Genomic DNA, 21,401 nt, shown 5'->3' with positions numbered 1-21,401 from the left:
GAAGCTAACGGTGGAGTAAGGCCGGAAAATAAGCGCGTGGAGGACACGCGCTTATTTGTTAAGATTTTAATGCCAGTACGGCATCAATATCGGCAGCATTGTGGCGCTCTCTGAGCTGCTCCCATGGCTCACCGAAGGTACGGTTGACGATTCTGCCTCGTTGTACGGCAGGACGTGCATCCAATTGTTTTGCCCAGCGTACAACATGCTCATATTGGTGAACCTGCAAAAACTCACCGGCGTCGTACATTCTGCCTAGTGCCAGACTGCCATACCAGGGCCAGATGGCAATGTCGGCAATGCTGTATTGTTCACCGGCCACATAGGTATTTTTTGCCAAGTGTTTATCCAGTACATCAAGCTGACGTTTTGCTTCCATGGCAAAGCGGTTGATGGGGTATTCTTGCTTTTCATCTGCATAGGCATAGAAGTGACCAAACCCGCCACCAACAAAGGGCGCTGAGCCTTGTGCCCAAAATAGCCAGTTAAAGGTGTTTATTCTGTCTGTACCTGATGCGGGCAAAAGCTGTTCAAATTTCTCGGCCAGGTAAACGAGGATGGAAGCAGATTCAAATACATTGATTTCATTTTCGCCGCTTTTATCGACCAAAGCAGGAATTTTCGAGTTCGGGTTGACGCCTACAAAGCCTGAAGAAAACTGCATACCCTCACCAATGTGGATCATGTGTGCATCATATTCGGCCTCACTGATCCCAAGCGCCAGCAGCTCCTCCAGCATAATGGTGACTTTTTGCCCGTTGGGTGTGCCCATTGAATAGAGTTGCAGTGGGTGTGTACCAACAGGCAGTGCTTGCTCATGGCGGGCACCTGATTCCGGGCTATTGATATTGGCCCATTTGTTGTCGCTGCTAGGCTGGTGTGTCCACACTTTTGGTGGGGTATACGTGTTGTTACTCATAGCATCTCCTTTGAATGGTGTTAAATAGGTATACGGACACCACCTTAACGTTAATCAAGTGTTATTACTAGTCTGTGGATGGGGTGGTTGCATACACAAAATGTGAGAGGCAGGTTGGAAATACCTGCCTAATGAGTATTTAATAGAGGCGTGCTAGCGCAGGAATGGAAAATCAACGCTTTCATGTACTATTTCAAAAGACAATCGGTCGGCAAACTTTGCTTGTACCGCTTTAATTTTGTGGATTCCTGGTTGCTGCTGGGGCCCTCCACCGATCACAACTTCAATAGACTGGCCAGATAATAAGTCGAAGAGTTGATCTTTGGCTTCCTGGCCCAGATCTCTGCCCTGATATACAAATTCCCCATTGGGGATGGCCTCATCTAATGAAAAAAATTGTTTGTCGAAGGCGTTGGCTTTGGTTTCAATCAGGTTGTCGATAGAAGCGCGCAGTTTGCTCTCTACCTTGTTTTCTACATAATCACTAAGAACTGGAATACTTAGTCCGAGAAAGCTCAGTTTGGCATCTATGTGAATATTTTGAGGTGAGACATTTAAGTTATCTGCTCTGCCTGTGGCCAGGTTATAATCGGCCGTTGCATCAATGCGGCCTATAGTGAGTCTGAGCTTACCTTTGACTATCCAGCCCGGGATGCCTTTCACTCTGACTTCCCCTGAGCTATTAAGCCCGAAACCGCCTGCATATGCAGTCACCTTGCCATTATTTGAGGGAGATATTTTAACACGCAGATCTCCGGTGATATCTGCATTTAGCTTACCTACTTTGTAACCACTTTTGATACCTGCTTTAATAGACTCAAAAGCCGACTGTTTTGCGTCATTAATCAGCGCATCCTTTCTTTCATAAACTTTGTTGAGTACTGAGCGCGTTTTGCCTAATGGTACTGCTTTACATACTTCCAAGTCGTTTTTGTATTTAACTCTGACTGTATCACGTTCAGCGTAGTCATAAAGACCAGATCCAAGCCATGACCAGGTGTCTGCATAAAAGTCGCAATCAGCGACATCAACTACTTTTGCTTGTGAAAGCGGCGCTACCGATAACAACAGAGCGCCAGATAGCACTATAGCTGAGAGTTTAGTTTTCATTGATATTCCTTGTAATAGTTTACGGTTGTTAAACAACTAATTAAGAAATGGCATTAGACTGACTTCGACTTTATAGCCCTTCTGAGGTATGAATTAACGTCGAGAGTTTTACTAATGCGTATCTAATTAGTAAACAATAAACTAACAGTAAAATGCAATTGATATCAATTATCATTTTTATTAAATTATCTGGAGGTTGTATGTGACAAGATAAAGGGGCGATTTTCCCCTTTATCTTGTTGAGGAAGACTTAAAGCCCCTGATTCATTTCTGTGAGCTTATTGCCCACAGGCACAGAGAAGTTGTAACCATCAAATTTGTCCCAGTTAATTGACCAGGTCATCACACCGCCAAAAGCGGGATAAGGCTGGCTGGGCGTAATCGTACCGCATTGCGTACCTTTGGTCAGACAGTCCAATGCCGCAATGATATTGGCAATAGGTGCCTGGCCTGAGTTGGCCGATTGCGGACCTGAGGGTAGCCCAATGGCAACCTGATCGTCTCTCAGTGGCATAAAGCGACTGCCATCGGCAAGATCAAATCCTTCAATTAACATTTTTGCGTGGGCGACCATCATGTTGACTGAGCCTTCTGGTGCGCTGCCTGGCTCGTATGGGTTAGACAGTCCACCGTTGTTGTAGAGCTGAACATGTAGCAAATCCAGCGTGTCTCTGAGTTCGTTGATCAATGGAATGTATGCACCCCAAATACCGGAGTAGGCTATCATGCCCCCATGTACATAGGGGTGTTCTGGTGCCATGGTTAAGACCATGTCTCCGCCCATATTCTGCTCTATCTGTTTAATTGCCCTGGGTAAACGGGCCTGTATTTGAGAGCCGTGCAACAGGTTTGAGCCACTTTCAAGGTCAATATCCAGGCCATCAAATCCCCACTCCTGAATAATCGCTGTGAGACTGCTGACAAAATTCGTTTCATCGGCATCTGTATTCAGCGTAATGGTGCCTTCAGCGCCACCCAGGCTGAGCACAAAAATTTTGCCCTGCGCCTGTAATGCCTGCATATCGGTCTTAAATTTTGCGGGATCAATGGGCGGGCAGTTGGAGCGAATGTCTTTTTCAAAAGGTTTGAAGTGAACGGTGCCGTTTGAGGAGCGGTCGTTTTCTGCAAAGGCAATGTCGATGATGTCCCAGGCATCGGAGATCTGATCCAATGGAATAGGGCAGCCAGCCGGATTAACAAAGTTATGCCAGTAGCCTATGAGTTTATGGGTTTTGCCAACCGGCGGCGTAATGACCGTGACAGTGGCAGCCGGGCTGCTTGCTGTATCTCCCGATGTGCTGGTCGCGGTTGCATAGATACTGTGTTGTCCAACGGTTGCTGGCGCGTAGTTAAACTCATAAGGCGCCTGGGTATCACTGCCAACTTTTACCCCGTTGGCATAAAAATCGACCATCGAGATCTGACCGCTGAGCGCCTGAGCGTTGGCTTTGATAGAAATGGTATTACCCAATACATATTGAGTACCCGAAGTTGGGGCGGTTAAATCAACGACCAGTGGCTGATCGGTAACCGTGACCTGGATAGTTTGTTGGCTCTGGTTGCTCTCGTTGTCGGTTGCAACAGCACTGAGTGTAACTGGCCCGGTGTTGGTTGGCGTCCACTCAACGGTCAGTGTATTTTGTGCGGTACTGCCAAGTAAGGTTTGATCAGCAAATAACTCTAACTGCGAGATAGTCCCGTCGGCATCGGAGGCACTGACAGCAATTTGTGTCGGCTGGTTACGCAGCAAAGTGGCATTATCGTTAGGCTGACTAAAGCTAATCTCGGGCGCGATCGCACAGATCCCCATATCGCTCCAGGCGTCTTGCCAGTGTTGACCTGTGCCGGGCTCGTAGGCCCATGCAGCACTGGAGCTGCACCAGCCAGCGATGTCGCAGCGATATTTGCGATTATTGTGTGCTACCAGCTCACCACTTTGATAGCCTTGACCAGCTCGATAAGTGCTCAGACCTGTGCAGCCACCTGAGCTTGCAGCGCTCACCTCAATGGTCACACTGGCTTCAGCGGTGGCGCCTTTGTCGTCTTGTGCAATGACTCTGAGCTGTTTGTTGCCGGGGCTCACGGTCACAAAATCATGGCGAAAAGGTGGGGTATTGAGCGTTGCCAGACGCTGAGCATCTCGCCACATTTCGACCTGCACAACCTGGCCATCGGTGTCAGTGGCCTGCACGGCAAGGCTAACGGTATCGCCAACTTTAAATGCTTGGTTGTTTGTCGGTGTATCAATGGTGAGAGCGGGAGGTACATTGCCGTTGTCATCTCGCACCGTAATGCCAGCTGTTGCAGGTGTACTGAGGTTTCCTTTGGCGTCTACTGCCACTGCGCTCACTGTGTGCATACCCAGCTGTGCAGACCAGGTAAGCTGATAAGGAGGCTGGCTGAGTATACCGATGCTGATGTTGTTGACAAAAAACTCAACCTGGGCAAGGTCACCATCCTGATCACTGGCATTTGCGGAGAAAACAGCGCTGTCATTTTTGTTCAGCACAGCACCATCCTGGGGGCTTACCAGGGTAACCACCGGGGCGTTGCCGCTGATGCACTGGCCAAGTTGTCGCCATACGTCAAAGGTATCTGAATTATTCGCGGGTAGTTCATTTTGATTGAACCATTTTGCTTCATAAGCTTGAGCCTGAGCACGCACCTGATCCCCTTTACGGTACACCGTTGAACTGGACCATTCGGCCAGAGCGCTGCAGTCATAGTTGGCTGTATCGCCCTGGGCCCAGCTATGTACTGCAATCATTTGCAGGCCTGCGGCACAGCATATCTTCATTAACTTTCTTGTGTTCATAGATCACTCCGTTTTACATGTTGTATGTTTTGTAGACAAAACATTGACAGCATAGAGTGAAAAACAACCAGGATCAATCAGCGGACGTATGCTTCTCTTTGATTGTGACAACTCGCTGTGGAAATGGGATCTCTATGTTGGCGGTCTGGATTGCGGTATAAATGGCTCCGTTGATAGCCAGTTTATGTTCGATGATTTGAGTGGTCGGCACCCAGTAACGGTAGCTGATCAGGACGGCACTGTCGCCAAATGCTTCAATGCCAACCTGAGCTTGTGGGGTGTCTGCGACCGCTTCATGGTCCGCCAAAATACCATTTATAATCGTAATTGCTTGCTCGGCGTTGGCGCTATAAGCGATGCCAATTTCTCCTTTCACCAGCGAGTGAGCGAAAGAGTTTTGCATAATTTCACCAATGATGTGCTTATTGGGGATGGTGATTTCGACCTTTTCCTCATTGACCAAAATGGTATGACCTAGCTCAATGCTTTTTACCTGACCACACACGCCTTTAACAGCGATAGTATCGCCCACCACAAATGGTCGGGTCGCAATGATGGCTAATCCAGAGCCGTAGTTAGATAACATGCCCTGAACTGCCAGGCCAGCCCCCAGTGAAGCCGCACCGATTGCGGCAACAAACGGGGTCACACTGATCCCTATTTTACCCAGCGCAATGATAGTGAACATAATAATGAGCAGCACTTTGACTACGTTGCTGATGAAGTTTGTCAGTGTCACATCAATATTGTGTTTGAGCATCAGGCGTTCAGTAGCTTTAGCCAGCTTTTTAGCCAGCCATAGACCGAATAGTAAGATCACCAGAGCACCAACTAATTGCATACTGTAGGTCACCAGGTAATCTCGGATCAGCACGTAGTAGTGTTCAATTTGTGCAATTTCTTGTTCTATCATGCTGTGCTCCTGCCTTGTCGTTATGATATGTGTGAGCGCTTATCGGTTGATGACATTGGGGTTTCTTTTAGTTTAGCTGATTATGCCCTGTAACAGCGTAAAAAGCACTGGCACCCAGCTCGCTGTGATCACGGCACTGATTATCATTGCTGCGGAGGCAAAAGCTCCGGCGGCAGGGTGATATTCCATTGCCGCGGCTGTCCCGATTGCATGACAGGTCACACCGAGTGCTACGCCTTTGGCCTGCGGTTGTGTTACGCCGGCTAAAGTGAGCAGTGCTAAGCCAAATACGCCACCCAGCACACCAATGAGGATCACCATGATGGCGGCAACCCCGGGAATGCCGCTCAGTGTGTCCGTCACAATCAACGTGATTGGGGTAGTGACTGACAAAGCCATTAATGACGCCATGAGGGGTTCAGGTGCCGCAAACCATTGACAAAGCATGAAGGCGGTTATTGTTGCACAGGAGATCCCCAAAAAGCTGCTGAGGCTAATGAGTATCAGATACGGTCTTATCGCGTGGAGCTGCTGGTAGAGCGGTACGGCAAGGGCAACTACGGCTATCTCCAGAAAGAAACTGATTGGTGTCGTCGCGTTACGGTAGTCAATATAATCAATGTTGCTAAGCAGCAGAGCGGCGCTGATAAGCACAATACAGAGCAGCACGGGGTTGAACATGGGTGAGCGCCAGCGATGATTGACGCGTCGCATGATGGCAAATAAGACCAGCGTGAATGTGCAGCCCATTAGCATATTAATCATAAAATCTGCCCTGACTGGCCAGTTTGCCTGCTAGTAATAAGCCCAGTGTGGGTACCAGGATGAGCACACTTATCAACAGCCAGGCATATTGGCTGAATATTGCCAGATAGTTTATCAACCCAACACCCGCAGGTATAAAAAACAGGGCCATATACTTTAAAATAGGGTTGCAAGATGGAAGTAAATACTCACTCCTTAAAAGGCCGCCTTGCAATAATCCAAATAAGAGCAAAAGCCCCAGCAAAGGGGCGGGCAAGCTCAGTGCAAAGGTTGCTGTGATGAGTCTGGCAGCCCAGAGGCATCCAATCAGAATAGCCAGGGATGCAATAAATCTAAGAGCAATCATCATAATAGACACGTTTGTGATTAAGCCTTGCGTTATTTTGGGTGTAATCGGTGTGACGCACAATGCGACCTTATTACCATTTGCCTCTTGGACGATAGGGCCTGGCTTGTTCCGTTTGGCGGCCATTGTGCATCGCAATACGGGTGTTTTTCGACAGTAGCAGCTTAATCTGATACCAGGTTTCCAGCCACAATAGTTTACGCCTGGGCGGGTGGTACGCTTCATTGTATAGATGTTTGATAGCAGCCAGCGCATCCGGTGATATGTGCGCCAGTTGAGCGAGTCGTTGTTTTATCGTGTCCAGTGGATCGTCGCTGATTTGCGTAACGAGTCCCAGCTCACAGGCTTTATGGGCATCGATACGTTGTGGATTGGAAGCCAGCCAGAGCGCTTGATCATGACGCACGATACCAGGCAACATCAGACTGGTACTCATGTCTGGGCACAGCCCCCAGCGCGCTTCCATAATGGCGAACTGAGCATCGGGTGACACAATGCGATAGTCTGCCCCCAGGGCGATGTGTAAACCCCCACCCAGGCAATTACCACGGACTAATGCGAAAACAGGCACGGGTAGGGCGCGCCAGCCCAGCGCAACGCGCTGTACCAGATTCGCATTACCTGGCAGCCATTTACTCAGTAGTGAGAAGATGTTGCGGGGCTTTTTCATGACCGCACTGACATCCAGGCCAGCGCAAAAATGCGCACCCTGTCCCTGGATCACAACAGCGCGCAATTGACGATCTCGTTTGAGTGTGTGGATGATGTTATCCAGTTGCCTGAACATCTCAAAGGATAACGCGTTTTGTTTTTCAGGCCGGGCGAGGGTGACCCAGGCGATGCCGTCAATTGTCTCTAACTGGACCATATCTCTTTCCTTTTGCTTCGTACTCTTATTCTTTTCGTTTTGCAGAGCCAGCATAGAGTATTTACTTTAAACTTACCACCGTTGTGGGTGGCACTGTGAGTAGGTCAATTTACTGTTTTCATGCATTTGGGCGACATTTTTGTTAAAACTAACTAAAAGCCGTAGCCTTGTAAATTTGCAATTTGCTACTATACCCCTCAATTTTGACAGACGAGGTGATGTAATGTCTGCACGTTTAAGTTCTATCGAAGAAGCAACGCAACAAGCCTATGATATTTTCCTTGAGCTGGCCGGTGATAACCTGACAGCTGAAGACGTTGAGTTGTTCGACAGCCAAAGTGAAGAATTTGGCTTTATTGAAGACAGTGTACCGGATGACAGCTGGCATACTTTGGTTGCTTATGACCAGGAGGCAGAAGCTGAGCACTTTATTCAGGTGAGTGTTGGCCTGGAGGAAGCGCAAGGCGATGTCATTTTTGCCAAAATTCTGATCAGTCGGGACCTGGATGCGCCTTTTTGTCACATTGTCTGGAAGCAGTAAGAGAAATCAGTGCAGTGAAACACGCCACCTTTTTCCTTGTCTGTGCTGGGCTATTGCTTAGTGCTGAAGCTTTGGCCGTCGATCCGTTTGAAGACTTCCATAAATATGGAGAATTGTCGGAAGAAGAAATCCACGCACTTCATGAAGGAGAGTTTTTGTACGGTGACGTTGAGTTTGGTGTTTTGCTCAATCGAGGGAATACCAGTAATACCGCGTTTAAACTTAAGAGCAATCTCTATCAGGATTTTAAATACTGGCGTAACCAGTTTAAGTTTGATGGCGCTTATCGTCGCGAGGTTGACCCAGACACGAACATAGAAGATGAAACGGCATCCCGTTATTTCATTTCTGCACAGGGTAACTATAAAATAGGGCAGAAGAATACGTCTTTGTTTCTGTACGGCGACTATGAACTGGATAAGTTTAATGGTCGAGAATACACCACAACTTTTGTTACCGGTTATGGTAAGCGTGTCTTCGAAGGGCGTAAAAACACCGTTGATTTAGATATTGGTCCGGGTCTGTCTATGTACAGGCGAGACGATGAAACTGAGTTAGAGCCTGATCAGGAAAGAGTTGAGCGTGGTCACCTGTTGCGCGCTGCATTGCAGTGGGAGCGCACCGTTTCTAAACGCACGCGATTTAATCAGGACATCAGTTATGAAAGATCCATGTCGGGTCTGGGCGCACGTATTTTTTCAGAAACAGCGTTGATCAGTCAGGTCATGGGCGGTGTTTCTATGAAAGTTGCTTATACCTACCGCTATCATTCTCAGCCTGAAGAAGGCAAAGAAAAAGTGGATAGCGAAATAGGTGTGACACTCGTTTATAGTTTTAATTAAGGTATGTAGGTGCATGTATAAAAAGACGCAATGGTCTTGGATAATTTGGGCATTTCTGGGCTGGTTTGCCACTTTTGTTGCCATGGCAATCTATTTGTTGGGCCACAATGCACTGCTTTATGGGTTCATTGGTATTTTGCTACTGATTGGTTACTTGTTCTACGGACTTACCGTACAGGTAGATAAAGCGCAGCAGACCGTGAGCTGGTGGTTTGGTCCCGGCATACTCAAGAAATCGGTTAAGGTTACTGAGTTGCAGTCATTCGCGCCCGTGACTAATTCGTTTCGCCATGGCATTGGTGTCAAGATCACGCATGATGGCTGGGTGTATGCTGCGCATGGCTTCAAAGCCATTGAGTTTGTGCTTGAGGATGGCTCACAGTACCGTATTGGTACTAACGACCAGGAAGGCGTGCTTGCAGCGCTTGAGGAGATCAAAAAAAGCGCCAAATAGGCGCTTTTTTAGTGTGTTGGTGCGTGAGTGCTAGTGCGCACACCCGCCCTCGCTGTGGACGTGACCATGCGCCAACTCTTCCGCTGTTGCTTCACGAACTTCCAGAATTTCCACATCAAAGTTTAACGTGATACCGGCAAGAGGATGGTTGCCATCAACAATGACATCGTCGCCTTCAACGCCAATCACGATCACCGTTTGTTCACCGTCGTCTGTGGTGGCACGAAACTGCATGCCGACCTCTACTTCCATGTCCTCGAACATGCTTTTTGGCACAGCCTGCATTAAATTATCGTGACGTTCGCCATAGCCATTTTGTGGCTCAACAGACACGCTGAGTTTGTCTCCAGCCTGTTTGCTCATCAGTGCCTCTTCCAGGCCTGAAATCAAATAACCCGTACCCACGATAAACTCAAGCGGTTCATCATCAAAGGTGTTGTCTATGCTGTTGTCATCATTGTCCAACACAGCGTAGTGCATTTTTACAACGGTATTCGGGGCAATCTTCATAATATTTCCGCTTAATTATCTTCTAAAGAGTAGGGAAGAGGCTGAATTTTCAGCTCAACTCCCGGGTGCGTTTTGCAACGCAAAACTGCTGAGTCAGTCAGGTCGTTGGCCATCACTGCCAGCGCATAATAGTCTTGACTGACGCTGTCGTAGGCCTGATGGATCACTTTGCCTGCCCGACGCCAGTTGTCCCCTTCCAGTTGGACCTCAAGTTCTGATTCCTGTGGATGCGCGCTGGCCTGGCCCTTTACAATATAAAGAGCACGTTTATTTTTGCCCAAATAACGCATCCGGGCCACCGTCTCCTGACCAGTATAGCAGCCTTTCTTAAAGCTGATCGCGCCCAGCGCTTGTAGATTTACCATCTGAGGTACGTATTCATCGACACTGGTTTCACCGAGTTGTGGTTCTCCAGCCAAAATTGTGGCACTGTCAAACGGGGTGGGGTCAGTGTGCAGTGCAACACCTTGTGGTAATGTGTAGCCATGTTCGACAATCAGCAACAGGCGCTGGCCATTTAGTTTCAGAGCTTTGTTATTATCACCAAATGTACAGGCGTTGGATTCTTGAGCAAAGGTGAGCCCTAACAGGTCGCACGTTTGGCACATGTCATCAGTCAGTATACCAAGCACCTGATGGTGCGTTATTTCAATATCAACCTTAGCGAACACACCATATTTTTTGAGCTCCCGACAGGAAGCGTCGGTCTCAGCCTGAGATCCGAGTAGCAGATAGGCATCGTTTAATTTACTAAGCCTGAGGGTTGCCCACAATTTACCTTTCGGGCTGCAATGCCCGGCCCAAAGGAAGTTATCATCCGTCAGCAGATTAAGATCCTGGGTGACCTGGCCATGCAGGTAACTTAACTTATCGGCGCCGCTTACAGAGATCAATTGTAAACTAAGAGGATATGCATTTGCTTGTGCCATCTTATTGATCCTTGTTGAAGAATTTACCTAATATTACCGCAAATCTTGCGACTGAGATAGGCGCGAAGGGCGCGATTATTGTTTCTTCACACAGTTAACGCGCACCGCAGGATACGTTATAATCACTGTGACACAATAAAATTTAAGGGTATGTGGAAATTATGGCTGAGTTGTATTCAAAGGCTCGTACAAAATGGGCATGTCGCCGTGGCATGCTGGAGTTGGATATTTTGCTGGAGCCTTTCGTTGATGAAGCGTACGACCAGTTATCTGAACAAGATAAGTTGGTGTTTCAACGTTTACTGGAAGTAGAAGACCCCGATTTATTTGCCTGGTTTATGGGCCATGAAGCCTGTCCATATCCGGAGCTGGACACTATGGTAAAGTTTGTTCTTGACCGGGTCCGCGCTTAGTTTTTATTTCCAGCAAAACACACCTGACCACAAAGTAATTGTGGTCTTTTTTTGTTGCCTATTGGCCGTTTTGGTTATCGTGACGCCAACACTTTGGTGGTGGCATTTGGCAACATGTTTTCTGGGGTATCGCTTTGCCAGGCATACGATGAAACACTATTTCGTACTGTCAGGCCAACTGGGGATATTACCAGAACAAGGCACACTCATCGTTTCGGCCGAGCAACAGCGTTGGCAGGGACAACTCAAGTCTGTGCGTCTATACTGCCACTGTTCGTTGCTGTTGACCGTTCAGACAGATAAAGGTACCCGGCATATCGGAATTATGCGTCACGCTATGCAGGAAGAGTACTGGCGACAATTATGTCGCCAGGTGTTTTTGATGGTGTGAGGTATTACCAAGCGAAGTGGCTCAGCATACGGGTATCAATTGGACTCAGACTCGCGTTTTGCCTCTTCTGAGGTCAGGATAGTTGGTTCTGTGGTCTCAGCACTGTCTGGGAAGTCCAGCGTATAGTGCAACCCTCGGCTTTCCTTTCTGGCCAGCGCACTGCGAATGATCAGCTCAGCCACCTGAACCAAATTACGCAGTTCGAGCAGGTTATTGCTGACCCTGAAGTGAGAATAATACTCCTGAATCTCTTGCTGTAATAATTCAACCCGACGAAGTGCTCGCTCCAGTCGCTTAGTTGAACGAACAATGCCTACATAGTCCCACATAAATAGTCTGAGCTCATGCCAGTTATGGGTGATCACGACTTCTTCATCTGAATCACTGACCTGACTTTCATCCCATTCCGGCAATTCGGGTGGTTCTGGCTGATTCTCTATTTTAGCGAGTATGTCTTTGGCTGCGGCATGGGCAAATACAATACACTCAAGCAATGAGTTACTTGCCATGCGGTTGGCGCCGTGAAGCCCGGTATAGGCTACTTCGCCGATGGCGTATAAATTGCTGATGTCGGTCAGGCCGTTAAAGTCTGTCATGACTCCGCCACAGGTGTAATGTGCCGCCGGGACGACCGGGATCGGTTCTTTGGTAATATCCAGACCGACGCTCAAACATTTAGCATAAATAGTCGGGAAGTGCTCTATGATAAAGTCTTTGTCTTTGTGAGAGATATCCAGATAGACGCAATTGGCACCCAGGCGCTTCATCTCGTAGTCGATAGCGCGAGCGACAACATCACGTGGTGCTAACTCTTCCCGATCATCAAAATCAGGCATAAAGCGAGTGCCATCAGGGCGTCTCAGCAGAGCGCCTTCTCCACGCATTGCTTCTGTGATCAGGAAATTCTGCAGCTCAGGGTGGTACAGGCTGGTTGGGTGAAACTGATTGAATTCCATGTTTGCTACACGGCAGCCGGCGCGCCACGCCATGGCGATACCATCCCCACTGGATACGTCCGGGTTAGAAGTATAAAGATACACTTTGCTCGCGCCACCGGTTGCCAGAGCAACAAATTTGGCAGTGACCGTTTCGACTCGGTTGGCACGGCGGTTAAAGACGTATAAGCCATGAACGACTTTTTGATCTGAGGTGCCCTGAGTGATCAAGTCGATTGCGTTGTATTGTTCCAGTAACAGAATATTTGGATGTTCCTGAACTCGCTCAATCAAGGTAGATTGTACTGCTTTGCCGGTAGCATCAGCGGCGTGTAGTATACGGCGGTGACTGTGTCCCCCTTCTCGGGTGAGGTGGAAACGCTCCCGTCCTTTACTATCAAACTCCATATCAAATGGCACGCCTTGCTCAATTAACCACTTGAGGCATTGCTTGGCATTGGAAGCCGTGTAATGCACTGCTTCTCTGTCACAGAGGCCTGCACCAGCGGCCAGAGTGTCATCAACGTGTGATTCTATGCTGTCATTCTTCTTATCAAAGACCGCAGCTATGCCACCTTGTGCGTAGAGGGTTGAACCTTCACGCAACTCGCCTTTACTGAGCACAGTGACGCGGCATGTATTTGCAAGCGATAAGGCCAGACTTAATCCGGCTGCGCCGCTGCCGACGATAATGACATCTGTTTGGTGTTGAACTTGTTCTTTCATGTTAGTGGGTCTTAGCTAATTAAACCTGTTATTCTGCGTGTTTTGATAATTCTGCTATGCTTAGCCCAGTAAGGCTGCTAGCTGACATATTCAACACCGAATACGTTTATGACGTGACAATACGGGGTATTTTAAAAAAAATATCAAAAAAACAGAACTTTTTATTCAGCACTTAGTCAGAGTAGCTGTAAAAGATGGCAACAATGCGCGACAATGTGTGTGAAAAACAAGTAATAACAAAGAGGAGTACCGGCTCGAATGAGCGAGCAGGATTTAGATTTAGAGATAGTTCGGCGTGTTCAGCAAGGAGATAAAAATGCGTTCAATTTGTTGGTTGCCAAATATCAGAACAAAGTTGCAGCATTGATCTCGCGCTACGTATCCAATTCGGGCGATGTGGCCGATGTAGCACAAGAGGCCTTCATTAAGGCGTATCGGGCTTTACCCAATTTTCGGGGTGACAGCGCATTCTACACTTGGCTGTACCGAATAGCGGTTAATTGCTCGAAGAACTATCTGGTGGCACAGGGGCGTAAGCCGCCTGCCAATGATGTTGATGCTGAGGAAGCAGAGTTTTATGACGGAGCAGAGCAATTAAGGTCTAATGCTTCTCCGGAGAGCTTATTGCTAAGTGATGAGATCAAAGCGGTAATTTTCAGAACCATTGAATCGCTACCCGATGATCTTAAAACCGCGATCACGCTACGCGAGATCGAGGGCATGAGCTATGAAGAAATCGCCGTTGTGATGGATTGTCCGGTAGGCACTGTCAGATCGAGGATTTTTCGAGCACGTGAGGCCATTGACAATAATATTAACCCACTCATAGGTAATAGTAGATGACGCAATCAAACTTTAATGTCAAAGACGGGCAAGTAACATCCAGTATTTTTGATGCCGAGCAGGCACTGGATAATGCCAGTCAGGCACAGTTCGATGCAGATAAGTTTGCTCGTTACGCGCTGATAGGTGATGCGATGCGTAGCCAGCAAAATCAGGCACCTTGTATAGATATCACAGCCAGCATGGCTGATGCGCTGGCAGATGAGGTTACTTATGGCGAACAGGCTCCACAACAAGAGCCGCAAAAAGTACGTCAGGAAGATAATGTCGTTGCGTTGTCTAATTGGCGTAAGCCTCTTGCACAAGTAGCGATTGCAGCGAGTGTTTCTTTAGTTGCCGTTTTGGGCGTCAGTAATTATGCACCACAGGAACAAGCCAACGGTGATTTTCCTGTGTTACAATCGACCCCAGTCACCGGGTCTGTGTCGCCAGTGAGCCTCTCGTCCGAACCTGCGCTGGAAAGTGCAGAAAAAGGCTTAAGAGAGTTACAACAGCAACGTATTGGTGCACTGGTACTAGAGCATCAGCGCCAGTCCAGAATGGCACATGCATTGGCTCAACAAGCACAGGAAGAAAAAGAGGAACAAGAAAAGTAGATGAAGTGGCTTGCGTTACTACTGGGAGTGGGTCTGAGTGCCCAGGTTGTTGCCAGCGATATCATTAATGCAAAACAGCTGCTCACAGATATGTCTTCTGCTATTCAGGAGCGTAACTTTGATGCATCATTTGTGGTGGTAAAAGGCAAAGGTATGGAACCTTACCGCTGGCTCCATGGTAAAGTGGAAGACAGCGAACTGGAAATTCTTAGCCGACAAAATGGTGCTGGCCTTGAAGTGGTGCGGGTTGATAATAAAGTCACCTACTTTGAACCACAAACCCAACCTTATTCTATCGAAACGGACGCCATTGCGGGTCCTATTCCTGAAATTTTGTTTGGCGAGATAGGCAGCCTGTCAAACAGCTATGATTTTGTACTTGGCGGTAAAGAGCGTATCGCCGACAGGGCCGCGCAGCTCGTTCGTCTGGTTTCTAAAGATGAACATAAATACAACTATTGGTTGTGGATCGATATTCAGTCTGCGTTGTTGCTTAAAGCTGCGTATGTGACACAGCAGGGTGAAGTGCTGGAGCAATTACAGCTCACTCATATCAGTGTAACGGAACAACCTGCACAGCCTTTGATAGAGTTAAGTAGCAAAGATTTTCCAATGCCGCTGGCTTCTCTGGCAGAGACAGAAAACACCCAAAAACTGCAAAATAATTGGCGTATAGGTTGGTTGCCTGAAGGCTTTAAACTGCTCAAGTCAGACCGACATAAGCTTGATTTAAATAACGAACTGGCCGATTACTTTTTGTTTTCTGACGGGCTTGTTGAATTTTCTGTGTTTGTGCAGAGGCCTTTGTCGGGACAAAGAGCCAGCGGTGCGCTCAGCTCTGGTGCAACCACGGTTTATGTTCACAACTCTGGTGCGTTTGATGTGTCCGTAGTTGGGAAGATCCCCACTATGACGGCCAAAGCAATTGCAGAGTCGGTAACGCGACCGTTATGATAGAACAAACACTCACGGTGTCACGTGTCGAGCCTGGTACCGTTTGGCTTGTTGCAGAGGAAAAACCAGCGTGTGCGGGTTGCAACGGTAAATGCGGCTCACAGATTTTTAGTAAGCTGTTTGGTAGCCATAAAAAAGCCTTACCCATTGCCTGTGAGGAGCCAGTTCAGGTTGGACAAAAAATGACCCTGACATTGGATGACAGCAAAGTGGTCGAAAATGCTCTCTGGGTGTATCTGTTACCGCTGGCAATGGCGTTTGCTGCCATGTTTATCACACATCTTTTTTTGCAGGCTGGTGAGCTTTGGCAAATACTGGCCACCGTAATGGGTGGACTCGTTGGCTTTCAAATCGCAAAACAGCGCACAAAAGCACTGCGTCACGACATCAAAGTGATAAAAATTTATCCAATTAGCCTTCCCCTAACGCAAATAGATGGTGATTGCGCCAAATAAATTGTAAAATCGGCGTTTAATCTCTATTTGTGAAAAACAGAAGTTTAGAATCCAGTATATGAAGCACATCCGTAACTTTTCAATTATTGCCCACATCGATCACGGGAAATCGACCCTTTCGGACCGCTTAATCCAGGTATGCGGCGGCTTAACAGATCGCGAGATGCAGCAGCAGGTGCTGGATTCGATGGACCTTGAGCGAGAGCGTGGGATCACCATTAAAGCGCAGAGCGTAACGCTAAATTATAAGGCCAATGACGGCGAGACGTATCAGCTCAATTTTATCGATACGCCTGGACACGTAGATTTCAGCTACGAAGTATCCCGTTCACTGGCTGCCTGTGAGGGCGCCTTGTTGGTTGTAGATGCTGGTCAGGGTGTTGAAGCTCAGACTTTGGCTAACTGTTATACCGCGATTGAAATGGACCTTGAAGTGCTGCCGGTGTTGAATAAAATCGACTTGCCGCAGGCTGATCCATTGCGCGTTGCTGAAGAGATTGAAGAAATCGTCGGTATTGAAGCGCTTGAAGCAGTACAGTGTAGTGCTAAAACAGGTATCGGTATCGATGAGGTACTGGAAATGATCGTACGTGACGTGCCGCCACCCGAGGGTGAGCCAGAGCAACCTCTCCAGGCATTGATCATCGACTCCTGGTTTGACTCTTACCAGGGCGTTGTGTCATTGGTACGTATTAAGCACGGTGAGTTACGCCGTGGTGACAAGATTAAGATTATGTCGACAGATCAGACGCACATTGCTGATAAAGTCGGTATTTTCACACCAAAACAAACAGAAACGGGTGTCCTGAAAACGGGTGAAGTAGGCTTTGTGATTGCCGGTATTAAAGACATCCATGGTGCTCCAGTGGGGGATACAATTACCCTAACTAAGGAACCAGCTGAGGAGCGTTTACCTGGCTTTAAGCGGGTTAAACCTCAGGTCTATGCGGGTATGTTCCCTATTTCGTCTGATGACTATGAAAACTTCCGTGATGCACTGAATAAGTTGAGCCTGAATGACGCATCTTTGTTCTTCGAGCCTGAGAACTCAACTGCACTGGGTTTTGGTTTCCGTTGTGGCTTCCTTGGCATGCTTCACATGGAGATTATTCAGGAACGTCTGGAACGTGAATATGACATGGATCTCATCACGACGGCACCAACGGTTGTATACGAAGTGGAAACGAAAGATGGGGTGATCCAGATTGATAACCCATCAGACTTGCCACCGGTGAATGACATCATCGAAATTCGCGAGCCGATTGTAGAAGCGAATATTCTGGTGCCGCAGGAATACTTGGGTAACGTCATTACTCTGTGTGTTGAAAAGCGTGGCGTACAGACCAAAATGAGCTACCACGGTAAGCAGGTTGCCGTGACGTATGAATTGCCAATGGCTGAAGTGGTCATGGACTTCTTTGATAAGCTTAAGTCGACCAGCCGAGGGTTTGCTTCTCTTGACTACAACTTTAAGCGTTTCCAGACGTCGGACATGGTCCGTGTGGACATTCTGATCAACGGTGACCGGGTTGATGCCCTGGCGATTATTGCACACCGTGAGAATTCTCAAGGTCGTGGACGCCAATTGGCAGACGCATTGCGTGAGCTGATCCCGCGTCAGATGTTTGATATTGCTATCCAGGCTGCAATCGGCAACCATGTGATTGCACGAACCACTGTGAAACAGTTACGTAAAAACGTCATCGCGAAGTGTTATGGTGGTGATGTCAGTCGTAAGAAGAAACTACTGCAAAAGCAAAAAGAAGGTAAGAAACGCATGAAGCAGCTGGGCAATGTTGAAGTGCCACAGGATGCTTTCCTCGCGATTCTTAAAGTAGGTAAGTAACAGGAATTATTATGGCAGGTTATTTTTCAGTATTTTTGGTGTTATTGACGCTCGGTTCGGGCTTGATTTGGTTAATCGATCACTTGTTGTATGCGCCCAAGCGTAAAGAGCGAATCGCATTAGCTCAAGGCGCGTCTGAGCAGCCGCTCGATGAAGAAACAATTGAGCAGATAGCACCAGTGCCTGCCATCACTGAAAGCGCCAAATCAATCTTTCCTATGATTGCGGCGATAACAGTGTTCCGCTCATTTATTTTTGAACCCTTCCAGATCCCGTCTGGCTCTATGATGCCGACATTGTTGGATGGTGATTTTATCCTGGTGCAAAAGTACGCGTATGGCATTAAAGATCCGGTCTGGCGCAGCCAATTGGTTGAAATAGATGACCCTCAGCGAGGTGATATCGCGGTGTTTAAATTCCCACTGGATGAGCGCATTGACTTTATCAAGCGTATCATTGGCTTGCCGGGCGATCGCATTGTGTACCGTGATCGTCAGCTATACATCAAGCCTCAGTGTGACGATGGTGAACAACAACGAGATGGCCTGGCGTGTGGTGAATTTAACAAGATCAATTTGGACATTGTTAATCGCGACGAATTTAAACAAGGCGCAATGCAAATGGTTCGTTTAACCGAAAGTTTGCCTAACGTGACGCACGACGTATTAGTCACGCCACAATTGCCAGAGCTGACAGAGCGTTATTATCAACAACCAGGCACGCGTCGTGACGAATGGGTAGTCCCTGAGGGGAGCTATTTTGCGATGGGTGATAACCGCAATAACAGTCAGGACAGCCGTATGTGGGGGTTTGTACCTAAAGAGAACCTGGTTGGTAAAGCGGTATTTATTTGGATGAGTTTTGATTTTGAAAATGGCCAGGACAGCGTTTTGCCTTCCTGGGTTCCAACAGGAGTTCGGTTTGAACGCCTAGGTAATATTCAGTAGCATGAAAAAAAACGTCACAGAATTATATAAGAAAATCGGTTACGAATTCACAGATCAAAGCCTGCTTGAGCAGGCTATGACACATCGTAGCCATAAGGGTCAGCATAACGAACGTCTGGAGTTTTTGGGCGATTCGATTTTAAGCTTTGTTATTGCAAATGCGCTGTATAAGCAGTTTCCAAAAGCGCGAGAAGGCGATCTTAGCCGGATGCGTTCAACGCTTGTGCGAGGGCAAACGCTGGCAGAGTTTGGTGTTGAGTTTGGACTGGGTGATTACCTCAGATTGGGTCCGGGTGAGTTGAAAAGCGGTGGTTATCGTCGAGAGTCAACCCTGGCAGACGCAGTTGAAGCGATTATTGGCGCGGTGTTTTTAGACTCAGACATCGAGACCTGTAAGACGTTGGTATTAAAGTGGTATGACTCGCGTTTGGCGGCAATCTCTCCAGGACATAACCAAAAAGATCCGAAAACTTTGTTGCAGGAATACCTGCAAGCACGCAAGTTACCGCTACCCGGTTATACTGTAATTGACACTAAGGGACAAGCGCACAATCAAACCTTTACGGTTGAATGCATTGTGGAAGGGATGGAAAGTATTATCTCAGTAGGCAGCTCTCGTCGTAAGGCTGAGCAAAAGGCCGCTGAAAAAGCACTAAAGATTTTAAAGAATGACTCCTAATACCCATTGTGGCATGGTCGCGATTGTCGGGCGACCCAACGTTGGTAAATCGACGTTATTAAACAAGCTGGTTGAACAAAAAGTCAGTATCACTTCGCGTAAACCGCAAACTACCCGACATCGCATCATGGGGATCCACACTGAGGATAACTATCAGGCGGTGTACGTTGATACCCCAGGCCTGCATAGCGAAGAAAAGCGTGCCATTAACCGTCTGATGAACCGAGCGGCGTCGAGCTCGATTGGTGACGTTGAGCTGGTGATTTTTGTTGTTGAAGGCACCTTGTGGACCAAAGACGATGAAATGGTGCTGAGCAAAGTTAAAGCCAGCGGCCGACCGGTTTTGGTGGTGATCAATAAAAGCGATCAGGTTAAAGACAAAAGTGAAGCTTTGATGCCGCACTTGCAATGGTTATCTGAGCAAGGTGACTTTGTGGGCATCATTCCAATTTCGGCTAAGCAAAATCGCAATGTCGATATGGTTAAAGCTGAAGTACACAAGCATTTGCCTGCATGCGAGTTTTTCTTCCCGGATGATTATGTCACGGATCGCTCAATGCGATTTTTGGCTGCTGAAATTGTGCGTGAGAAACTAATGCGCTTTATGGGTGATGAACTGCCGTATTCGGTCACGGTTGAAATTGAGCAGTTTAAATGGCTTGATAATGGCGTATGGCAGATCAACGCACTTATTCTGGTGGAACGTGAGTCGCAAAAGCGCATGGTGATTGGCAACAAGGGTGAAAAGCTCAAAGTCATTGGCCGTGAAGCACGTCGCGATCTGGAAGAAATGCTGGATAACAAAGTGTTCCTCGAGTGCTGGGTAAAAGTGAAGTCTGGCTGGGCAGATGATGAGAGGGCACTGCGTAGTCTTGGCTACGGGGAAGACTAATTGAACAATGACTTTCGACAGGCTTATTTGCTGCATCGCCGACCGCATAGCGACTCTCAGGTGATGCTCAATATGCTGGTCGAAGGGGTGGGTCAGCTGATGATGCTGGCCCGTATTAAAGGGCGTCAGGCGCTCAGACATAATGCACATCTCCAACCCTTCAGCCTGTTACTGGTTCGCTACAGTGGCCGACACGATTTAAAATACCTTAACGACATTGAGCTACATACTCAGCCTATGGCTTTAAAAGGGCAGGTATTGTATTGTGGTTTCTACCTCAATGAACTCAGTGCACGGGTAATTCCGGTTAATGAACCACTGGAGTCGATATTCTCACTCTACCATCAGCATTTATTACAGCTTCATAGCCTCGTCGATAGTGCCAATAAGCACCAATTTGAACTGACATTGCGTAGCTTTGAGTTTCAGTTACTGGAGCAACTGGGGTTCGGGGTTGAATTTGATTGTGATGCCGATGGCGAGGCAATTAGTGAGACTGCCTACTATCAATATACCCGAGAGCTGGGGTTTATCAGAACAGATGACAGACACATCGGCTTTTTGGGCCGGGTGCTTCAACAGATCGCTCAGCATGACTTTACTGATGATCAGGTCAGGCGTCAGGCGAAGGGCTTAAGCAGATATTTACTCAGGCCGTTACTTGGCCATAAACCGCTGAAAAGCAGAGAGCTATTTCAACCAAGGTAATAAC

24 protein-coding genes are annotated in these 21,401 nt (G+C 47.7%); 14 read left to right on the top strand and 10 right to left on the bottom strand.

Annotated features, from left to right (window positions below; translation table 11 throughout):
• Nucleotides 1-58 precede the first annotated feature (58 nt).
• The 7 genes from yghU to CWC22_RS13415 form a co-directional block, all read right to left on the bottom strand.
• Nucleotides 59-919 carry a glutathione-dependent disulfide-bond oxidoreductase gene (gene yghU / locus CWC22_RS13445; RefSeq protein ID WP_138537561.1) on the bottom strand — a complete coding sequence of 287 codons (861 nt, stop codon included), beginning with the start codon at nt 917-919 and terminating at the stop codon, nt 59-61.
• Between the two features lie 153 nt (nt 920-1,072).
• Entirely contained in the window at nt 1,073-2,029 is a 957-nt protein-coding gene (locus CWC22_RS13440) for a hypothetical protein (protein WP_138537559.1), read from the bottom strand.
• Nucleotides 2,030-2,279: 250 nt separating this feature from the next.
• A complete protein-coding gene (locus CWC22_RS13435; protein ID WP_230090573.1) occupies nt 2,280-4,844 on the bottom strand; it encodes an Ig-like domain-containing protein in 2,565 nt (854 codons plus the stop codon).
• 73 nt (nt 4,845-4,917) lie between these two features.
• Nucleotides 4,918-5,757 carry a mechanosensitive ion channel family protein gene (locus tag CWC22_RS13430; RefSeq protein ID WP_125560114.1) on the bottom strand — a complete coding sequence of 280 codons (840 nt, stop codon included), beginning with the start codon at nt 5,755-5,757 and terminating at the stop codon, nt 4,918-4,920.
• A 72-nt stretch (nt 5,758-5,829) separates the two neighbouring features.
• Nucleotides 5,830-6,522: an LrgB family protein gene (locus CWC22_RS13425; protein ID WP_138537557.1), complete on the bottom strand. Its 693-nt coding sequence runs from the start codon at nt 6,520-6,522 to the stop codon at nt 5,830-5,832.
• Nucleotides 6,515-6,871 carry a CidA/LrgA family protein gene (locus tag CWC22_RS13420; protein ID WP_171045025.1) on the bottom strand — a complete coding sequence of 119 codons (357 nt, stop codon included), beginning with the start codon at nt 6,869-6,871 and terminating at the stop codon, nt 6,515-6,517. The genes CWC22_RS13425 and CWC22_RS13420 overlap by 8 nt, the downstream gene beginning before the upstream one ends.
• A 70-nt stretch (nt 6,872-6,941) precedes the next feature.
• Nucleotides 6,942-7,736, bottom strand: a complete 795-nt coding sequence (locus tag CWC22_RS13415; protein WP_138537553.1) for a crotonase/enoyl-CoA hydratase family protein — start codon at nt 7,734-7,736, stop codon at nt 6,942-6,944.
• A 223-nt stretch (nt 7,737-7,959) separates the two neighbouring features.
• Between CWC22_RS13415 and CWC22_RS13410 the strand changes: the two genes are divergently transcribed.
• From CWC22_RS13410 to CWC22_RS13400, 3 genes are read left to right on the top strand one after another with little or no spacing between them, the layout of a single operon-like run.
• Nucleotides 7,960-8,277: a DUF440 family protein gene (locus CWC22_RS13410; protein WP_125560122.1), complete on the top strand. Its 318-nt coding sequence runs from the start codon at nt 7,960-7,962 to the stop codon at nt 8,275-8,277.
• Entirely contained in the window at nt 8,253-9,119 is an 867-nt protein-coding gene (locus tag CWC22_RS13405) for a DUF481 domain-containing protein (protein ID WP_419144609.1), read from the top strand. Before CWC22_RS13410 ends, CWC22_RS13405 begins: the two co-directional genes overlap by 25 nt.
• A gap of 13 nt (nt 9,120-9,132) precedes the next feature.
• Nucleotides 9,133-9,573, top strand: a complete 441-nt coding sequence (locus CWC22_RS13400) for a hypothetical protein (RefSeq protein WP_125560124.1) — start codon at nt 9,133-9,135, stop codon at nt 9,571-9,573.
• Between the two features lie 30 nt (nt 9,574-9,603).
• Here CWC22_RS13400 and CWC22_RS13395 read toward each other — a convergent pair whose 3' ends face one another.
• Together CWC22_RS13395 and CWC22_RS13390 are read right to left on the bottom strand one after the other, a co-directional pair.
• A complete protein-coding gene (locus tag CWC22_RS13395; protein ID WP_125560126.1) occupies nt 9,604-10,083 on the bottom strand; it encodes an FKBP-type peptidyl-prolyl cis-trans isomerase in 480 nt (159 codons plus the stop codon).
• Between the two features lie 11 nt (nt 10,084-10,094).
• Nucleotides 10,095-11,012, bottom strand: coding sequence for a YgfZ/GcvT domain-containing protein (locus CWC22_RS13390; RefSeq protein ID WP_138537551.1), 918 nt, complete (start codon nt 11,010-11,012; stop codon nt 10,095-10,097).
• A 161-nt stretch (nt 11,013-11,173) separates the two neighbouring features.
• Between CWC22_RS13390 and CWC22_RS13385 the strand changes: the two genes are divergently transcribed.
• Both CWC22_RS13385 and CWC22_RS13380 read left to right on the top strand, forming a co-directional pair.
• Complete coding sequence (locus CWC22_RS13385) at nt 11,174-11,425, top strand: succinate dehydrogenase assembly factor 2 (protein ID WP_010382320.1); 252 nt, start codon at nt 11,174-11,176, stop codon at nt 11,423-11,425.
• 40 nt (nt 11,426-11,465) lie between these two features.
• Nucleotides 11,466-11,816: a protein YgfX gene (locus tag CWC22_RS13380; protein WP_326838537.1), complete on the top strand. Its 351-nt coding sequence runs from the start codon at nt 11,466-11,468 to the stop codon at nt 11,814-11,816.
• Between the two features lie 35 nt (nt 11,817-11,851).
• Here the strand turns inward: CWC22_RS13380 and nadB are convergent, their stop codons facing one another.
• The gene (nadB, locus tag CWC22_RS13375) at nt 11,852-13,477 is read right to left on the bottom strand and encodes an L-aspartate oxidase (protein ID WP_138537547.1); all 1,626 of its coding nucleotides are present in this window, start codon (nt 13,475-13,477) and stop codon (nt 11,852-11,854) included.
• Nucleotides 13,478-13,735: 258 nt separating this feature from the next.
• Here nadB and rpoE point away from each other — a divergent pair, with 258 nt between their 5' ends.
• From rpoE to recO, 9 genes are read left to right on the top strand one after another with little or no spacing between them, the layout of a single operon-like run.
• A complete protein-coding gene (gene rpoE, locus CWC22_RS13370; RefSeq protein WP_046006775.1) occupies nt 13,736-14,320 on the top strand; it encodes an RNA polymerase sigma factor RpoE in 585 nt (194 codons plus the stop codon).
• On the top strand, nt 14,317-14,916 hold the full coding sequence (locus CWC22_RS13365; RefSeq protein ID WP_125560135.1) for a sigma-E factor negative regulatory protein: 600 nt from the start codon (nt 14,317-14,319) through the stop codon (nt 14,914-14,916). Before rpoE ends, CWC22_RS13365 begins: the two co-directional genes overlap by 4 nt.
• Nucleotides 14,917-15,870: a MucB/RseB C-terminal domain-containing protein gene (locus tag CWC22_RS13360; protein ID WP_125560137.1), complete on the top strand. Its 954-nt coding sequence runs from the start codon at nt 14,917-14,919 to the stop codon at nt 15,868-15,870.
• On the top strand, nt 15,867-16,325 hold the full coding sequence (locus CWC22_RS13355; RefSeq protein ID WP_125560139.1) for a SoxR reducing system RseC family protein: 459 nt from the start codon (nt 15,867-15,869) through the stop codon (nt 16,323-16,325). The genes CWC22_RS13360 and CWC22_RS13355 overlap by 4 nt, the downstream gene beginning before the upstream one ends.
• 58 nt (nt 16,326-16,383) lie before the next feature.
• Complete coding sequence (gene lepA / locus CWC22_RS13350; RefSeq protein ID WP_010382307.1) at nt 16,384-18,171, top strand: translation elongation factor 4; 1,788 nt, start codon at nt 16,384-16,386, stop codon at nt 18,169-18,171.
• Nucleotides 18,172-18,182: 11 nt separating this feature from the next.
• Nucleotides 18,183-19,118: a signal peptidase I gene (lepB, locus tag CWC22_RS13345; protein WP_138537545.1), complete on the top strand. Its 936-nt coding sequence runs from the start codon at nt 18,183-18,185 to the stop codon at nt 19,116-19,118.
• A gap of 1 nt (nt 19,119) precedes the next feature.
• Nucleotides 19,120-19,797 (top strand): ribonuclease III, encoded by a 678-nt coding sequence (gene rnc, locus CWC22_RS13340; protein ID WP_010382304.1) that lies wholly within the window; start codon nt 19,120-19,122, stop codon nt 19,795-19,797.
• The gene (gene era / locus CWC22_RS13335) at nt 19,787-20,689 is read left to right on the top strand and encodes a GTPase Era (RefSeq protein WP_049864276.1); all 903 of its coding nucleotides are present in this window, start codon (nt 19,787-19,789) and stop codon (nt 20,687-20,689) included. The genes rnc and era overlap by 11 nt, the downstream gene beginning before the upstream one ends.
• Entirely contained in the window at nt 20,690-21,397 is a 708-nt protein-coding gene (gene recO, locus CWC22_RS13330) for a DNA repair protein RecO (protein WP_138537543.1), read from the top strand. It begins immediately after the preceding gene.
• The last annotated feature ends 4 nt before the right edge of the window (nt 21,398-21,401 follow it).

It is taken from the genome of Pseudoalteromonas rubra, from assembly GCF_005886805.2.
Lineage (GTDB): Bacteria > Pseudomonadota > Gammaproteobacteria > Enterobacterales > Alteromonadaceae > Pseudoalteromonas > Pseudoalteromonas rubra_D.
The sequence above is the reverse complement of the archived record's forward strand: the minus strand, read 5'-3'. Positions and strand labels throughout refer to the sequence as shown.

Bases quoted from the DNA above. Each gene is read 5' to 3' on its own strand.
- yghU (WP_138537561.1), bottom strand. From the start codon at position 919: ATGAGTAACAACACGTATACCCCACCAAAAGTGTGGACACACCAGCCT.
- CWC22_RS13440 (WP_138537559.1), bottom strand. From the start codon at position 2,029: ATGAAAACTAAACTCTCAGCTATAGTGCTATCTGGCGCTCTGTTGTTA.
- CWC22_RS13435 (WP_230090573.1), bottom strand. From the start codon at position 4,844: ATGAACACAAGAAAGTTAATGAAGATATGCTGTGCCGCAGGCCTGCAA.
- CWC22_RS13430 (WP_125560114.1), bottom strand. From the start codon at position 5,757: ATGATAGAACAAGAAATTGCACAAATTGAACACTACTACGTGCTGATC.
- CWC22_RS13425 (WP_138537557.1), bottom strand. From the start codon at position 6,522: ATGATTAATATGCTAATGGGCTGCACATTCACGCTGGTCTTATTTGCC.
- CWC22_RS13420 (WP_171045025.1), bottom strand. From the start codon at position 6,871: ATGATGATTGCTCTTAGATTTATTGCATCCCTGGCTATTCTGATTGGA.
- CWC22_RS13415 (WP_138537553.1), bottom strand. From the start codon at position 7,736: ATGGTCCAGTTAGAGACAATTGACGGCATCGCCTGGGTCACCCTCGCC.
- CWC22_RS13410 (WP_125560122.1), top strand. From the start codon at position 7,960: ATGTCTGCACGTTTAAGTTCTATCGAAGAAGCAACGCAACAAGCCTAT.
- CWC22_RS13400 (WP_125560124.1), top strand. From the start codon at position 9,133: ATGTATAAAAAGACGCAATGGTCTTGGATAATTTGGGCATTTCTGGGC.
- CWC22_RS13395 (WP_125560126.1), bottom strand. From the start codon at position 10,083: ATGAAGATTGCCCCGAATACCGTTGTAAAAATGCACTACGCTGTGTTG.
- CWC22_RS13390 (WP_138537551.1), bottom strand. From the start codon at position 11,012: ATGGCACAAGCAAATGCATATCCTCTTAGTTTACAATTGATCTCTGTA.
- CWC22_RS13385 (WP_010382320.1), top strand. From the start codon at position 11,174: ATGGCTGAGTTGTATTCAAAGGCTCGTACAAAATGGGCATGTCGCCGT.
- nadB (WP_138537547.1), bottom strand. From the start codon at position 13,477: ATGAAAGAACAAGTTCAACACCAAACAGATGTCATTATCGTCGGCAGC.
- rpoE (WP_046006775.1), top strand. From the start codon at position 13,736: ATGAGCGAGCAGGATTTAGATTTAGAGATAGTTCGGCGTGTTCAGCAA.
- CWC22_RS13365 (WP_125560135.1), top strand. From the start codon at position 14,317: ATGACGCAATCAAACTTTAATGTCAAAGACGGGCAAGTAACATCCAGT.
- CWC22_RS13360 (WP_125560137.1), top strand. From the start codon at position 14,917: ATGAAGTGGCTTGCGTTACTACTGGGAGTGGGTCTGAGTGCCCAGGTT.
- CWC22_RS13355 (WP_125560139.1), top strand. From the start codon at position 15,867: ATGATAGAACAAACACTCACGGTGTCACGTGTCGAGCCTGGTACCGTT.
- lepA (WP_010382307.1), top strand. From the start codon at position 16,384: ATGAAGCACATCCGTAACTTTTCAATTATTGCCCACATCGATCACGGG.
- lepB (WP_138537545.1), top strand. From the start codon at position 18,183: ATGGCAGGTTATTTTTCAGTATTTTTGGTGTTATTGACGCTCGGTTCG.
- rnc (WP_010382304.1), top strand. From the start codon at position 19,120: ATGAAAAAAAACGTCACAGAATTATATAAGAAAATCGGTTACGAATTC.
- era (WP_049864276.1), top strand. From the start codon at position 19,787: ATGACTCCTAATACCCATTGTGGCATGGTCGCGATTGTCGGGCGACCC.